Here is a 14,439-nt window from a genome sequence, read left to right as displayed (position 1 = left end):
GCGAGCGCAGCGAAGCAATCCAGAATCCGTCCTGCGGAAATAGTCTGGATTGCTTCGCTGCGCTCGCAATGACGTGAGGATAGGCTGGCGCATCGCTTTGGCAAAGAATCCGGATTGTCGCCCGTGCCTAAATCCGGCAGAAACGAGCCAACTATAATTCCACCTCGAAACGCCTGGGTGCCGCCATGAAAGCCATTCTCTGCTCGCAATATTGCCAGCCCGACGACCTCGTGCTCGCTGACGTGCCGGATCCGGTGGCAGGTCCCGGCGAGGCCGTGATCGCGATCAAGGCGGCGGCGCTGAACTTCTTCGACCTCCTGATGATTCAGGGCAAGTACCAGATCAAGCCGCCGTTCCCGTTCTCGCCGGCCGCCGAAGTCGCCGGCGTGATCGAGAGCATCGGCCCCGGCGTGACCGATCTGAAGGTCGGCGATCGCGTGGTCGCCTCCTGCGGCCACAACGGCGCGCGCGAGAAGATCGCGCTGCCGGCGGCATCGATCGTGAAGATCCCCGACAATCTCGACTACGACCGCGCGGCCGGCATCATCATCATCTACGGCACCGCGCTGCATGCGCTGGAAGATCGCGCCAGCCCCAAGCCCGGCGAGACGCTCGCGGTGCTCGGCGCGGCCGGCGGCACGGGCCTCGCCGCCTGCGAGCTCGGCAAGCTGATGGGCCTCAAGGTAATCGCCTGCGCCTCGTCGGACGAGAAGCTCGCATTCGCCAAAGCCCATGGCGCCGAGCTCACGCTGAACTACGGCAAGGAAGATTTGAAGGAAGGCTTGCGCAAGCTCACTGATGGCAAGGGCGTCGACATCATCTTCGATCCGGTTGGTGGTGCGTATGCCGAACAGGCGCTGCGCTCGATCGCCTGGGAAGGCCGCTTCCTTGTGATCGGCTTTGCCGCCGGCGACATTCCGAAGATGCCGCTGAACCTCGCGCTGCTGAAGGGCTGCGACATCCGCGGCGTGTTCTGGGGCGCCTGGACCCGGCTCAATCCCGCCAAGAACCGCGCCAATCTCGAGAAGCTCGTGAAGTGGACCGCGGAAGGCAAGATCTCATCGCATGTCGATCGCACCTTCCCGCTGGCACAGACCGCGGACGCGCTGAAGGTGCTCGCGGGACGCCAGGCCATGGGCAAGGTGATCTTGCATCCGTGACGGTGCAGGCGACGGCGCGACGCTGTCGCTGCGCACGCACCTGTCACCGCGGCCCTTGTGCACACTTGCGCACTGGGGCGGGCGATCCAGTATTCCAAAGACGTCGTGATTGAACCGAGAGGCCGCAGCGTCCCGGATGCCGCGGTCAAGCCGGGGCATGACGACGGAGTGCGTGGCAGGCAGCGTGAACAGCCCTGACTTCGCGCAAAGTTGCGCGCCACCGCATGGTAGCGCCTTCTCAACCACCATCGCCAAAATTGTGGTGCACTCCCTCGCGCCGCCCGAATCAAACCCAAATTTTTCCCGATTCGCCCCAACCGTTGTCGCTTTTTGGGCTGATTCAAATTGCGATTTACCGGTTCCAGTCTGCAGGGCGCTCCTGGACAAAAACAAGAAAACTAAAACCGGCATTGCCCCGCGTTGTGTCAGTATTTGGGGGAAGCATCACCATGGAGACGACGGCATCCCGTCCGTCCTGGGGGTCGAGGGCGCTCGACTCCGAACAAGCGGCATCACATCCGTCCACCGTATCCTACATTCGTGCGCGCGCTGAACGGATCGATCCTTCATCGCACGATCCCATGCCACTGTTCTTGTCCGATCCGCTCAGCGCGCCGGATCCACGGGAATTCGCGCCATTGGCCGTGCGCACCCGGGCCAGAATCGTCCGGCGCATTCTCGCTGCCGTCCTCGCCGCGTCGGTCATCGCGGTCCCGATCGCGCTGTTTTGGCCCGACATCAACCGGCTGCTCACCATCAACGGCGCGTCGTGGATCGGCGCGGCCGCGAACGAGGCCGCGGCTGCCGCCAATCCGCCCGCCGCACGGCAGGGTCCGGTCAAGGATGCCGCGCGTGTGACCAACGCGATGCTGGCGAGCGCTGACGCACAGGATGTTGCTGCACCGGCAGCGCCGAGCCGCGAGGCGATCGCAACCGCCTATCAGAGCGCGCTCCAGGCTCAGGCACCCGCGCCTGTACCGACACAAGTCGCCGCCGCACCGCCTGCGCCACCGCCGCCAGCCAAGAGCCTCGACGCCGACACGTTGGCTGGCTTGATGACGCGCGCCAGGAGCCTGTTGACCATCGGCGACATCGCCGCGGCGCGGCTGCTGCTCGAGCGCGCGGCGAATGCGCAGGATGCCACGGCGGCGTTCCTGCTGGCGCAGACCTACGATCCAGCCGTTCTGGGCACCAAGGACACGCGGAGCATCACCGCCGACGCCGTCGCCGCACGCGACTGGTACCAGCGCGCCGCCAGCCTCGGATCGACGGAAGCGCGAAAGCGCCTCACCCAGCTCTCGAACTAGAACTCTTCAGGGGACATCATGCGTAACGCTTTGGGAATGGCGCTTGCCGCCATCATGACCATCTGTGCCTTCACGGCTCGCGCCGAGCAGGCCGAATACGATCCGGCCAAGGTCTCGGACAGCCTGAAGGCGATCTTCCAGTTCGGCTCGAACTCGACCAAGCAGGCGCTCAACGCCAACACCGTCACGCTGATAACAGGCACGATCGGCGGCACCTATGTGCAGTTCGGCGCCGACCTCGCCTCCGTGCTCGACGACGGCAACAAGATCCGCGTGCTGCCGATCGTCGGCCGCGGCTCGGTGCAGAGCGTCGCCGACATCCTGTTCCTGCAAGGCGTCGATCTCGGCATCGTGCGCGCCGACACGCTCGACTATCTCGAGCGCAAGGGCTTTGCCAAGGACATCAAGCGGCAGTTCACCTATGTGACCAAGCTCTACAACGAAGAGATGCAGGTGATCGCGCCGAAATCGGTCGCGACGCTGAAGGACCTCGAAGGCAAGACGGTGAGCGTCGACCTGCCGAACGGCGGCACCTTCGTCACCGCGCTCACCGTGTTCGAGCGGCTCGGGATCAAGGCGAAATTCGTCTATGTCGAGCAGCGCATCGCGATGGAGAAGCTGAAGGCCGGCGAGATCGACGCCGTCATCGTGGTCGGCGGCAAGCCGTACAAATCGGTCTCGACCTTCGGCAATGACGGCCGCTTTCATCTCGCGAAGGTCGACTATGCAAAGCCGCTCCAAATCGACTATCTGCCGGCGACGCTGACCGCAAAGGACTATCCGAACCTGATCAAGGAGGGCGAGAGCGTGGACACGATCGCGGTGCCTGCGGTGCTCGCGGCCTATAACTGGGCGCCCAACACCGAACGCTATCGCAAGCTCGCGCTGTTCGTGGACGCGTTCTTCACGAAATTCCCCGCGCTCCAGAACCCACCCTTCCATCCCAAGTGGAAGGAGGTCTCGCTCGCGGCGCCCCTGTCCGGCTGGAACAGGCTGCCGGTGGCGCAGCAATGGCTCGACGGGCACGGCGTCGAGCCGGTGACACGCCAGCGCTTCGAGGCGTTCCTGAAGCAGAGCCCCGCGGCCGCGAAGGTGTCCGACGCGGACAAGGAGACCTTGTTCAAGCAATTCCAGGCGTGGGATGCGGAGAAGGCGCGGGCGGGGAGCGAGAAGAAGTAACTCTCTCGGCGTCGTCCTGGCGAAAGCCAGGACCCATTACCACCGAGAGGAGTTTGGCGAAGACTCTGAGCGAGCACCGCCCGCAACCATCACCAGACGGGATAATGGGTCCTGGCTTTCGCCAGGACGACACGGAGGATGTGGCGATGAGGCGTTGCGAGCAACTACTCTCCCGCTTCCGCCTCGTCCACGCCCCGCTTCAGCGCGGCGCGGGCGGCTTCGCGGTGCTCCGTCGTGATGTGGCTGGCGACCATGCGGATGGCGGTGGCGAGCACGGCGGCATCGTCGGTGAAGCCGAGGATCGGCATCACGTCGGGGACGAAATCGAACGGCAGGATGAAATAGGCGATCGCCCCCAGCAACGACGCCTGGACATGGCGCGGGGTCTGCCGGTCGAACGCGCAGTAGTAGGCCGCGAGCAGGTCTTCGGCGAACGGCAGATGCGCGGCGACACGCTTCAGCTTGCGCCAGAAGCGGCGTCGAACGCTTTCACGATCTTCCGCGAGCCGATCGGCCGGCTCGAAGCCGACGCTGTGTTCGGCAGCCATGCTCCAAAACTCCCCGTTCAGGCAGGAGCGGCGGATCGCCGCATCCCCTGCTGATCACAAGATGGGGATGCGGCCTCCGCCTGCAAGACGTCAGCCCGGTGTAAGCTTGGCGATGGCGTTCATCGCCCTGGCGAGCTCGATGTCGAGCGCTGTGACGCCGCCGGCGTCATGGGTCGACAGCACCACCTCCACGGTCTTGTAGACATTGCGCCATTCGGGGTGATGATCCATCTTCTCGGCGACCAGCGCCGCGCGGGTCATGAAACCGAAGGCTTCGTTGAAATCCTTGAAGACAAAGGTTTTCCCGATCGCGTCGCGGCCCTGAACTTCGGTCCAGCCCGGTATTCCGCCCAGCGCCTGCTTGCGCGCCTCCGTCGTCAGCCGTTCTGCCATGGTCGTCTCCGTGCTTTCAGGGGAACTTTACCCTAACACCGTGCTTACGACCGGGTTCATGCGGGATTTGCCCCATCCGCTAACCATGACGGAGATGTAACCCCGCCAGACAAGAAATTTGCTACAATTGCGGGCGTAAATCGCCGGCCAAGATGAAATTGAGCCTCAAGCGCCTGTTTGGGAGATCGATGACCGGGGGATTGGACCTGGCCGAAACGCCCTCTCCGCCTTCGCCGCGATCAGCGGCGCGGAAGACGGCGCTCGTGTCTCTGGCGCTGGTGCTCGCAATCGTCGGCGCGCTCGCCGGCGGCTATTATTTCGCGATGCGGCCGGTGACGCTGAAGATCGCGGTCGGTCCCGCCAACAGCGATGACATCAAGGTCGTGCAGGCGCTGACGCAGGCCTTCTCGCAGAACAAGAGCTATGTGCGGCTGCGCCCGATCCAGACCGACGGTGCCACCGCCAGTGCCGAAGCAATCGCCGAAGGCAAGGCCGATCTTGCCATCGTGCGCGGCGACGTCGACGTGCCGAAGAACGCGCAAGCGGTCGCGACCCTGCGCAAGAACGTCGTGGTGCTGTGGTCCGTACAGGGCAAGGGCAAGAAGAAGGGCGCCAAGATCACCAAGATCGCGCAGCTCGCCGGCCATCGCGTCGGCGTGGTCGGCCGCACGCAGGCCAACGTCAATCTGCTCAAGGTGATCCTCCAGCAATACGGCGTCGATCCCGCCAAGGTCGAGATCATACAATTCCCGGCCAATGAGGCCGCCGAGGCGATCAAGGCCCAGAAGGCCGATGCCTATCTCGCGGCCGGCCCCGTCAACAGCAAGATCACGTCGGATGCGATCGCCGCCTCCACCAAGGATTTCGGCACGCCGACTTTCCTCGCGATCGATTCGGCGGACGCGATCGCGCAGAACCATCCGGTCTATGAAGCGTCGGAGATCCCCGCCGGCACCTATGGCGGCTCGCCCGATCGTCCCGAGGACGAGGTCAAGACCATCAGCTTCTCGCACCACATCGTGTCGCGCAAAGGTGTCTCCGAAACCACCATCGCGGCGTTCACGCGCCAGCTGTTCGCGGTGCGCCAGCAACTGGTGACGGAATTCCCGCTGGCGGCGAAGATCGAGACGCCGGACACTGACAAGGATGCGGTGATCCCCGTGCATCCGGGTGCCGCCGCCTTCGTCGACGGCGAGGAAAAGACCTTCCTCGACAAATACAGCGATTACATCTGGTGGACGCTGATGGCGCTCTCCGCCATGGGTTCGCTCGGCGCGTGGTTTGCGGGCTATCTGAAAAAGGACGAGCGCGACAACAACAGCCATCTGCGCGAACGCCTGCTCGACATGATCGCTGCGGCGCGCAAGAGCGAGACCGCCGAAGAGCTCGATCAGATGCAGGCCGAGGCCGACGAGATCCTGCGCGATACGCTGCGCTGCTTCGATCACGGCGCGATCGAAGAGGGCGGGCTCACCGCCTTCAACATCGTGCTCGACCAGTTCCACGCCGCGGTTGCCGACCGCAAGGCCGTGCTGTTCAGCATGCCGCTCCCGCCACGCGCCGGCGCGCAATTCCGGGCCGCCGGCAACGCGTAAACGCTTCCCCGCGTAATCGCTGCGTCACATTGTCTCAATATAGACTTTACCGTCATTCCGGAGCGCGCGAAGCGCGAATCCGGTATCTCGCGATTCCGGGTCCGGCCCTTCGGACCGTCCCGGAATGACGACGCTAGATGCGCCTAAGACAACCAGCGAATCCATCATGAAGATCAAATTCTCCCGCCGCCGTTTCCTCGCCACCAGTGCCGGTGCGCTCGGCGCAGTCGCAATGCCCTATCTCTCGCGCGCGGCCGACCGGCCGGCGGTCACCCATGGCGTGCAGTCGGGCGACGTCACCGTCGACGGCGGCGTGGTCTGGGCGCGCGCCGATCGTCCGTCGCAGATGCTGGTCGAGGTGGCGACGACGGAGTCGTTCAAGGACGCGCGTGCGCTGCCGCCGATCGCGGCGCTGCCCGAGAGCGACTTCACTGCAAAAATGCTGATCGAGAACCTGCCGGGCGGACAGGACATCTTCTACCGCGTTCGCTTCCGCGATCTCTCGCACAGCGCGATCGAGGGCGAGCCGGTAGCCGGCCGCTTCCGCACCGCGCCAGCCGACCGCCGCGACGTCAGCTTCGTCTGGGGCGGCGACGTCGCCGGCCAGGGCTGGGGCATCAATCCCGATGACGGCGGCATGTTCACCTTCTCGACGATGCGCAAGCATCGTCCGGATTTCTTCCTGCACTCGGGCGATACGATCTATGCCGACGGCCCTATCCAATCCGAGGTGAAGCTCGCCGACGGCAAGACCTGGAAGAACGTCACCATCCCCGAAAAGGCCAAGGTCGCCGAGACGCTGGACGAGTACCGCGCCGCGCACAAATACAATTTCACTGACGACAATGTCCGCGCCTTCAATGCCGAAGTGCCGATCTTCGTGCAATGGGACGACCACGAGGTGACCAACAACTGGTCGCTGTCGAAGGATCTGCCGGCGGCCTACAAGGTGCGCGACATCACGCTGCTCGCAGCGCGCGCGGGCCGCGCCTTCCACGAGATGTATCCGATGCGCGAGAGCATCAACGAGCCGGGCCGCGTCTATCGCCAGATCTCCTACGGCCCGCATCTCGACGTGTTCGTGCTCGACGAGCGCAGCTATCGCGGCCCCAACGGCGCCAATCTCGAAACCGCTTACGGCCCCGCCAGCTACTTCCTCGGCCCGGACCAGATCGCCTGGCTCAAGCGCGGCCTCCTCAACTCGCGTGCGACATGGAAGGTGATCGCCTCCGACATGCCGCTCAGCCTCGTCGTCTCGGACACCCCGAAGGGCGGATCGGAGGCGATTGCGCAGGGCGACGGCCCGGTGCGTGGCCGCGAGTTCGAGATCGCCGACATCCTGCGCTTCATCAAGATGGCGCCGATCAGCAACACGGTGTGGCTGACCGCGGACGTGCACTACGCCGCCGCGCATTACTACGACCCGAACAAGGCGCAATTCCAGGATTTCGAGCCGTTCTGGGAATTCGTCTCGGGCCCGCTGCACGCAGGCACTTTCGGTCCGAACGCGCTCGACAACACGTTTGGGCCGGAGGTGCGCTTCGTCAAGGCGCCGGACAAGGACAGCCAGAACCTGCCGCCGTCGGCCGGCATGCAGTTCTTCGGTCACGTCAAGATCGACGGCGCCTCCGGCCAGATGACGGTGACCTTGCGCGACCGCGCCGACGTCGCGCTGTGGTCGACGACGCTCGATCCGAAGCTCGCCTGAGCCGCTTCAGCCAGAGCGGACCATCATGAGCCGCGCGACCGCAGCGCGGCCTCGAGCGCATCGCTCGAGCATGGCTTTTGCAAACGCGGCCGGTTGACGAAATCGGGAGCGATCCGCGTCTCGGCGCCGTAGCCGGTGACGAACACGAAGGGAATTTTCAGGGCCGCCAGGCGCTCGGCGACGGCAAAGCTTTTCTCGCAGCCGAGCTCGACGTCGAGCAGTGCGAAGTCGGGCGCGCGCGCCACGATCGCGGCCAGCGCCTGCGCCACCGACCCCACGGTGCGCACGCTCGTCACGCCAAATCCGAGCAGGCGATCCTCGAAATCGATCGCAATGATCGGATCGTCCTCGACGATCAGGACATCGGTGGGCACGTCGGACGAGTCGTCCGGGGAAGCAGGTATCATGATCCCAGCTATTGAGGGCTGCATGTTCTTACCGATCAAGGACAGCCTCATCCCGACGCCTGCGCCCAGCGGATCAGAGGGTTCCCGGAACGAAACTCACCACAGAACAGTTCTTACGTCTGTCCACTTGTGCACACAGCCGGCGATCGAGACTGGCTAGTGTTGAAAGGAGAGCAGGGGATTTACGATGGACGCGCGTATCGGGAAGGCGACGGAGGTCGGCAGCCGGCCGGCCAACAATCTGCTGCGACGCTTGAGCCCGGCCGACTATGCGCTGCTCGCGCCACACGTCACCGTTGACGACGCCGCGGCCAACGAGCTGCTCTACAGTCCCGGCGACGATGTCCAGGTCGTGCATTTTCCGTGCGGGCCGTCGCTCGCGACCTTTCTCGTTCCCAACGAAGACGGCCGCGACGTCGAGACCATCCTGGTCGGCCGCGAAGGCGCGGTCGGCGGCATCGTCAGCGAGGGATTTCTGCCGGCCTACACCCGCATCTGCGTGAAATTCGGCGGGCCGTTTGCACGCATCCACGTCGGCAAGCTGGAGACGGCCAAGCTGCGCTCGCCCTCGCTGCGCAACATCTTCGCCCGCTATGCCGATTGCATGCTGGCACAGATCTTCCAGTCGACCGCCTGCAACGCGATCCACTCGATCGAGCAGCGCACGGCGAAATGGATCCTGGCGGCGATGGAGCGCACCGGCGACGAGAGCAGCGTGCCGCTGACGCATGAGCAGCTCGCGACGCTGCTCGGGGTCGGGCGCAGCTATGCGAGTCGCGTGCTCCAGTCGTTCAGGACCGAAGGCATCCTCGACACGCGGCGCGGCTCGATCCTGGTCCGCAACCGCGACGGCCTGCGCCAGCGCGCCTGCCTCTGCAACGAGGCGGTGAAGACCCATTTCGAGGAAGTGCTGCGCGGCGTCTACCCGACGGAGGAGGCGAGCAGCAGCGCGGGGTGATCTCCCTTCTCCCCTTGTGGGACAAGGTGGCATAAGGCCGCCTTCGGCGGCCGTCCTTAAGGGGACGCCGAAGCGAAGCTTCGGCTACGGCGCCGGATGACCGGATGAGGGGTCCTCTCCGCAGACTCATCTGTGGAGAGAGACCCCTCACCCGAACGAGGTTTTGGCTTATGGCGGAGCTGCCCTCTCCCACAAGGGGGGAGGGCACAACAATGCGCGCCGCCCTATTGAATCTTATCGTGCTATACTCGCTCCCGCATGAGCGGGGCATTCCTTCACACTGTCTTCGATGTTGCGGCGTGGCTGGCGGCGGGTGCGGCGGTTTACTGGCTGTCGCGACAAGGCTTGCGGTTTCCGGCGCAATCCTTCGAGCTGCCCTACATCGCCGCGCTGGTGTTCGGCGCCGGCCTTGGCGCCTATCTGTTCGGGTCCGCCAATCTGTGGCTGTCGGGCGAGAGCGGCATTGCGCGCTCGGTCGAGGGCGCGCTTGCCGGCGGCATCGTGGCGGTCGAGCTCTATAAATGGACCGCCGGCATCGCCTTGCGCACAGGCGCCCGGTTTGCGCTGCCGCTGGCTCTCGGCATCGCGATCGGGCGGCTCGGCTGCTATTTTGCGGGCCTCGACGATTTCACCTACGGCACGCCGACGGCATTACCCTGGGGCCATGATTTCGGCGACGGCGTTCTCCGCCATCCCGTACAGCTCTACGAGAGCGCCGCGATGGGCGGCTTCGCGCTGCTCTATGTGCTGGCGGTCTTGAACCGGAACGCGTTCGCGATCACCAATGGTTTCTACCTGGTTCTGCTCTACTATGGAGCGCAGCGCTTCCTGTGGGAATTCCTCAAGCCCTATGGCGCGCTGATCGGCCCCCTCACGCTGTTTCACCTGCTGTCGCTGTCCATCCTGCTCTACGCCGCAATCATGCTGGCGACGGCGCCCAAAGCGAGACCTGTGCATGAACGCGCCGTTGCGTAAGTCGCGCCCCTACATCTTCTGGGGCCAGACCCAATCCCTTTGCGAAATCTGCCTGAAGCTGGTGCCGACCAAGATCCAGATCCTCGACAACGAGGTCTGGTACGAAAAGCGTTGCAGGGAGCACGGCGTCCAGTCGACTCTCGTCTCCACCGACGCGGCCTATTGGCGTCTGTGCAAGGATTTCATCAAGCCGGGCGACCGGCCGCTGCAATTCCAACACCGCACCGAATTCGGCTGCCCCTATGATTGCGGCCTCTGTCCCGACCACGAGCAGCATTCCTGCCTCGCGCTGATCGAGATTACCGAGCACTGCAATCTCACCTGCCCGGTCTGCTTCGCCGAATCCGCGCCAACGCGAACCAAATTCACCCCGCTCGCGACGGTCGAGAAAATGCTCGACGCGCTGGTTGCCAGCGAGGGCGAACCCGACCTCGTGCAGATTTCCGGCGGCGAGCCGACATTGCATCCGGACTTCTTCGAGATCCTGGGCGCCGTGCGCGCCCGCCCGATCCGCCATGTCATGATCAACACCAACGGCCTGCGCATCGCCCGCGAAAAGGATTTCGTGGCACGGCTCGCCGAGAACAAGCGCGGTCTCGAGGTCTATCTCCAGTTCGATTCGCTCCAGCGCGATGCATTGGTCAATCTGCGCGGCGCGGACCTGCGCAAGATCCGCCAGCAAGCGCTGGAGAATCTCGAGCATTACGGCGTGTCGACCACGCTGGTGGCGACCATCAAGCGCGGCGTCAATGATGCCGAGATCGGCGACATCGTGCGTCACGCGCTTACCTGGAAATGCGTTCGCGGCGTCACGCTTCAGCCGGTGCAGGATGCCGGCCGCAACGAGAATTTCGACAAGACCACCGACCGCATCATGCTGTCGGAGATTCGCAACCGCGTGGTCGAGACCGGCGTGTTCGGCGACAAGGACATGATCCCGCTGCCCTGCAACCCCGAGAGCATCTCGATCGGCTATGGCCTGCGCAATGGCGAGAAAGTGCTGCCGCTGACCTCGCTGATCCCGCAGGAGCAGCTGGTTGCGGTGATGCCCAACACCATCAGCCCGGAAAAATATCCGATGCTGCGGGAGAAGTTCGTCGACCTGTTCTCGCTGTCGTCGGGGCCGCTCAACACCTCCGAGCGCGTCTGCGAATTGCTGTGCTGCCTGCCGAGCTTCGAGGTGCCGGATGGGCTCTCCTACGAGAACGTTTTCCGCGTCACCATCGTGCAATTTCTCGACCGCTTCAATTTCTGCGTCGGCAACGTCAAGCGGTCCTGCATCCATTTCGTGACGGAGCAGGGCGCGATCATTCCGTTCGACACCTACAATCTGTTCTACCGCAACGGACAGATCGACGGCATCCGCGCTGCACTGGCTGGCCAGACCTATCGCGAGGCGCGCCAAAGCGAGGAGGTCCCGCGGTGAGCGACACTGGCACGCCTCCTCCGACTCCGAAGCCGCCGCTTCAAGAGGACACGTCTCCGGTAGCGCCGCTACGGCGCGACGGTTGCCTGACCGCTTTCATGGTGGGCGCCGGCGTGGTGCTGCTTTTCCCCGGCCTATGCTTCCTGGCATTCGGCGGCCAAGGCGCCCCCTTTGTCCTGATTGGGTTTGTCCTGATCGGAATTGCGATCTTCCTCTTCATCCGCGCGGCGACCCCGCCGAAGCCCCCGCAGTAGCGTCGCATCATCATGAGCAACATCGAATCCCTGCCATCGCCTCCTCCCCCGCCCGCGCCACGCAGCGGCTGCCTGACTGCGATCATGGCGATCGCAGGGGTCATCCTGCTGCTGCCGGGTTTCTGTGCGCTGCTGTTCGGCGGAATGTCGGTGGTCGAGGATGGCCGGATCGCCGCCGACATGGCGCCGCTGGTTTTCCTGGGTGTGGTGATCGGTATCGGAGGGGTTGCCCTGATCTGGGCGGCCATCAAGGGACGAAAGGCCCCCGCGCATCCCGGGACCCGGCCGTAACCCCCGGAGATTCCCGGACAAAATTCAGTCAACCAACCGGCAAAGAACACATTGTTTTTTGGCGGTTTTTGCATATATTGCGCCGCAACGCGCAGGGTGCCCGGTTGATATGGCCAGGCTTCCCTTTTTGGGCGGAAAGCGCCCGTTTCCAGTCTTCCAGCGTTGTTTCGAGAAGAGGTCCCGGTCTGGCCGGCGAGATCGCGCTTAACCCATTGTTCGAACGCAAAGAAGCTTACTCATGAACCTCCGAAACGTCGCCATCATCGCCCACGTCGACCACGGCAAGACGACCCTGGTCGACAAACTCCTCCAGCAGTCCGGCACGTTCCGCGAGAACCAGAAGGTGACCGATCGCGCCATGGACTCCAACGACCTGGAGCGTGAGCGCGGCATCACCATTCTGGCCAAGGCGGCCTCGGTGCAGTGGAAGGACACCCGCGTCAACATCGTCGACACCCCCGGCCACGCCGACTTCGGCGGCGAGGTCGAGCGCATCCTGAACATGGTGGACGGCGCGCTGGTGCTGGTGGACGCCGCTGAAGGCCCGCTGCCGCAGACCAAGTTCGTGGTCTCCAAGGCGCTGAAGGTCGGCCTCAAGCCGATCGTCGTCATCAACAAGGTCGACCGCCCCGACGCGCGCCCGACCGAAGTCATCAACGAGGTGTTCGACCTGTTCGCGGCGCTCGACGCCAGCGAGGAGCAGCTCGACTTCCCGATCCTCTACGGGTCGGCCAAGCAGGGCTGGATGGCCGAGAGCCCGGAGGGTCCGAAGGACAAGGGCATGGAGCCGCTGTTCGACCTGATCCTGCGCCACGTCGCGCCGCCGAAGGTCGAAGAGGGCCCGTTCCGGATGATCGGCACGATCCTCGAAGCCAATCCCTATCTCGGCCGCATCATCACCGGCCGCATCTCCTCCGGAGTGCTCAAGCCGAACCAGCAGGTCAAGGTGCTGAACGCCGACGGCAAGCTGGTGGAGACCGGCCGCATCACCAAGATCCTGGCGTTCCGCGGCCTCGAGCGCACGCCGCTCGATGAAGCCGAAGCCGGCGACATCGTCGCCATCGCGGGCCTGACCAAGGGCACCGTCGCCGACACCTTCTGCGATCCGACCGTCGAGGTGCCGCTGCCGGCACAGCCGATCGATCCGCCGACCGTGTCGATGTCCTTCATCGTCAACAACTCCCCGCTCGCCGGCACCGAAGGCGACAAGGTGACGAGCCGCATGATCCGCGACCGTCTGCTGCGCGAAGCCGAAGGCAACGTCGCGCTGCGTGTCGTCGAAGCCGCCGACAAGGACGCGATGGAAGTCTCGGGCCGCGGCGAATTGCAGCTCGCGATCCTGATCGAGACCATGCGCCGCGAGGGCTTTGAGCTCTCGGTGTCGCGCCCGCGCGTCGTGTTCCAGAAGGACGAAGCCACCGGCGCCACCATGGAGCCGGTCGAGGAGGTCGTGATCGACGTCGACGAGGAGCATTCCGGCGTCGTCGTGCAGAAGATGAGCGAGCGCAAGGCCGAGCTGATCGAGATGAAGCCGTCCGGCGGCAACCGCCTGCGCCTGGTGTTCTACGCGCCGACCCGCGGCCTGATCGGCTACCAGGGCGAGCTGCTCACCGATACCCGCGGCACCGCGATCATGAACCGCCTGTTCCACGGCTATGCGCCGTACAAGGGCGAGATCCAGGGCCGCCGCAACGGCGTCTTGATCTCCAACGACCAGGGCGAGGCCGTGGCCTACGCCATGTTCAAGCTGGAAGACCGCGGCCCGATGATGATCGAGCCGGGCTGGAAGGTCTATCGCGGCATGATCGTCGGCGAGCACACCCGCGACAACGATCTCGAGATCAACGTGCTCAAGGGCAAGCAGCTCACCAACATCCGCACGACGTCGAAGGACGAAGCCGTGCGCCTGACCCCGCCGATCCGCATGACGCTGGAAAAGGCGCTCGCCTATATCGAGGACGACGAGCTCGTCGAGGTCACCCCGAAGTCGATCCGCCTGCGCAAGAAGCACCTCGACCCGAACGAGCGCAAGCGCGCGGAGAAGTCCAAGGAAGCGGTGGCGTAAAGCCACTCTTCTCGCTGTCATTCCCCGCGAAGGCGGGGAATCCAGTACGCCGCGGCCTCTCGGCTCCATAACAACTGCCTCTGGAATACTGGATCGCCCGCCCCAGTGCGCAAGCGCGCACAAGGCGGGCGATGACAGTCATGCTTGTGGCGGCTTCAGCACCCCCAGCGAAC

14 protein-coding genes are annotated in these 14,439 nt (G+C 64.5%); 11 read left to right on the top strand and 3 right to left on the bottom strand.

Translation table 11 applies throughout. The features are described from left to right. The first annotated feature begins 185 nt into the window (after positions 1 to 185). From BM118_RS28130 to BM118_RS28120, 3 genes are all read left to right on the top strand, one after another. A complete protein-coding gene (locus tag BM118_RS28130; RefSeq protein ID WP_092189429.1) occupies positions 186 to 1,160 on the top strand; it encodes an NADPH:quinone oxidoreductase family protein in 975 nt (324 codons plus the stop codon). A gap of 644 nt (positions 1,161 to 1,804) precedes the next feature. After that, complete coding sequence (locus BM118_RS28125) at positions 1,805 to 2,467, top strand: hypothetical protein (protein ID WP_441299765.1); 663 nt, start codon at positions 1,805 to 1,807, stop codon at positions 2,465 to 2,467. Between the two features lie 18 nt (positions 2,468 to 2,485). Continuing rightward, complete coding sequence (locus tag BM118_RS28120) at positions 2,486 to 3,646, top strand: TAXI family TRAP transporter solute-binding subunit (protein ID WP_092189427.1); 1,161 nt, start codon at positions 2,486 to 2,488, stop codon at positions 3,644 to 3,646. A gap of 164 nt (positions 3,647 to 3,810) precedes the next feature. On the opposite strand, the gene BM118_RS28115 is transcribed toward BM118_RS28120, so the two are convergent. Then, the gene (locus tag BM118_RS28115) at positions 3,811 to 4,194 is read right to left on the bottom strand and encodes a YkvA family protein (RefSeq protein ID WP_092189425.1); all 384 of its coding nucleotides are present in this window, start codon (positions 4,192 to 4,194) and stop codon (positions 3,811 to 3,813) included. Between the two features lie 90 nt (positions 4,195 to 4,284). Continuing rightward, the gene (locus tag BM118_RS28110; RefSeq protein ID WP_092189423.1) at positions 4,285 to 4,587 is read right to left on the bottom strand and encodes a 4a-hydroxytetrahydrobiopterin dehydratase; all 303 of its coding nucleotides are present in this window, start codon (positions 4,585 to 4,587) and stop codon (positions 4,285 to 4,287) included. Between the two features lie 152 nt (positions 4,588 to 4,739). On the opposite strand from BM118_RS28110, the gene BM118_RS28105 reads away from it, so the two are divergent. Together BM118_RS28105 and BM118_RS28100 are read left to right on the top strand one after the other, a co-directional pair. Continuing rightward, the gene (locus BM118_RS28105; protein ID WP_092189421.1) at positions 4,740 to 6,182 is read left to right on the top strand and encodes a TAXI family TRAP transporter solute-binding subunit; all 1,443 of its coding nucleotides are present in this window, start codon (positions 4,740 to 4,742) and stop codon (positions 6,180 to 6,182) included. 166 nt (positions 6,183 to 6,348) lie between these two features. Further along, the gene (locus tag BM118_RS28100; RefSeq protein ID WP_177234760.1) at positions 6,349 to 7,890 is read left to right on the top strand and encodes an alkaline phosphatase D family protein; all 1,542 of its coding nucleotides are present in this window, start codon (positions 6,349 to 6,351) and stop codon (positions 7,888 to 7,890) included. Between the two features lie 23 nt (positions 7,891 to 7,913). Here BM118_RS28100 and BM118_RS28095 read toward each other — a convergent pair whose 3' ends face one another. Further along, on the bottom strand, positions 7,914 to 8,297 hold the full coding sequence (locus BM118_RS28095; protein WP_177234759.1) for a response regulator: 384 nt from the start codon (positions 8,295 to 8,297) through the stop codon (positions 7,914 to 7,916). A gap of 187 nt (positions 8,298 to 8,484) precedes the next feature. Here BM118_RS28095 and BM118_RS28090 point away from each other — a divergent pair, with 187 nt between their 5' ends. From BM118_RS28090 to typA, 6 genes are all read left to right on the top strand, one after another. Beyond that, the gene (locus BM118_RS28090; protein WP_092189415.1) at positions 8,485 to 9,255 is read left to right on the top strand and encodes a Crp/Fnr family transcriptional regulator; all 771 of its coding nucleotides are present in this window, start codon (positions 8,485 to 8,487) and stop codon (positions 9,253 to 9,255) included. Between the two features lie 258 nt (positions 9,256 to 9,513). Beyond that, positions 9,514 to 10,230 carry a prolipoprotein diacylglyceryl transferase gene (locus tag BM118_RS28085; protein WP_092189413.1) on the top strand — a complete coding sequence of 239 codons (717 nt, stop codon included), beginning with the start codon at positions 9,514 to 9,516 and terminating at the stop codon, positions 10,228 to 10,230. Further along, positions 10,211 to 11,656: a radical SAM protein gene (locus tag BM118_RS28080; RefSeq protein WP_092189411.1), complete on the top strand. Its 1,446-nt coding sequence runs from the start codon at positions 10,211 to 10,213 to the stop codon at positions 11,654 to 11,656. The genes BM118_RS28085 and BM118_RS28080 overlap by 20 nt, the downstream gene beginning before the upstream one ends. Then, positions 11,653 to 11,910 carry a hypothetical protein gene (locus tag BM118_RS28075; RefSeq protein WP_092189409.1) on the top strand — a complete coding sequence of 86 codons (258 nt, stop codon included), beginning with the start codon at positions 11,653 to 11,655 and terminating at the stop codon, positions 11,908 to 11,910. The genes BM118_RS28080 and BM118_RS28075 overlap by 4 nt, the downstream gene beginning before the upstream one ends. A 12-nt stretch (positions 11,911 to 11,922) precedes the next feature. Continuing rightward, positions 11,923 to 12,201 carry a hypothetical protein gene (locus tag BM118_RS28070; protein WP_092189407.1) on the top strand — a complete coding sequence of 93 codons (279 nt, stop codon included), beginning with the start codon at positions 11,923 to 11,925 and terminating at the stop codon, positions 12,199 to 12,201. Positions 12,202 to 12,439: 238 nt separating this feature from the next. Further along, positions 12,440 to 14,266 carry a translational GTPase TypA gene (gene typA, locus BM118_RS28065; RefSeq protein WP_092189405.1) on the top strand — a complete coding sequence of 609 codons (1,827 nt, stop codon included), beginning with the start codon at positions 12,440 to 12,442 and terminating at the stop codon, positions 14,264 to 14,266. Positions 14,267 to 14,439 lie beyond the last annotated feature (173 nt).

Source organism: Bradyrhizobium sp. cf659 (assembly GCF_900113725.1).
Taxonomy (GTDB): domain Bacteria; phylum Pseudomonadota; class Alphaproteobacteria; order Rhizobiales; family Xanthobacteraceae; genus Bradyrhizobium.
This window is presented reverse-complemented; position numbering and strand designations above follow the sequence as displayed.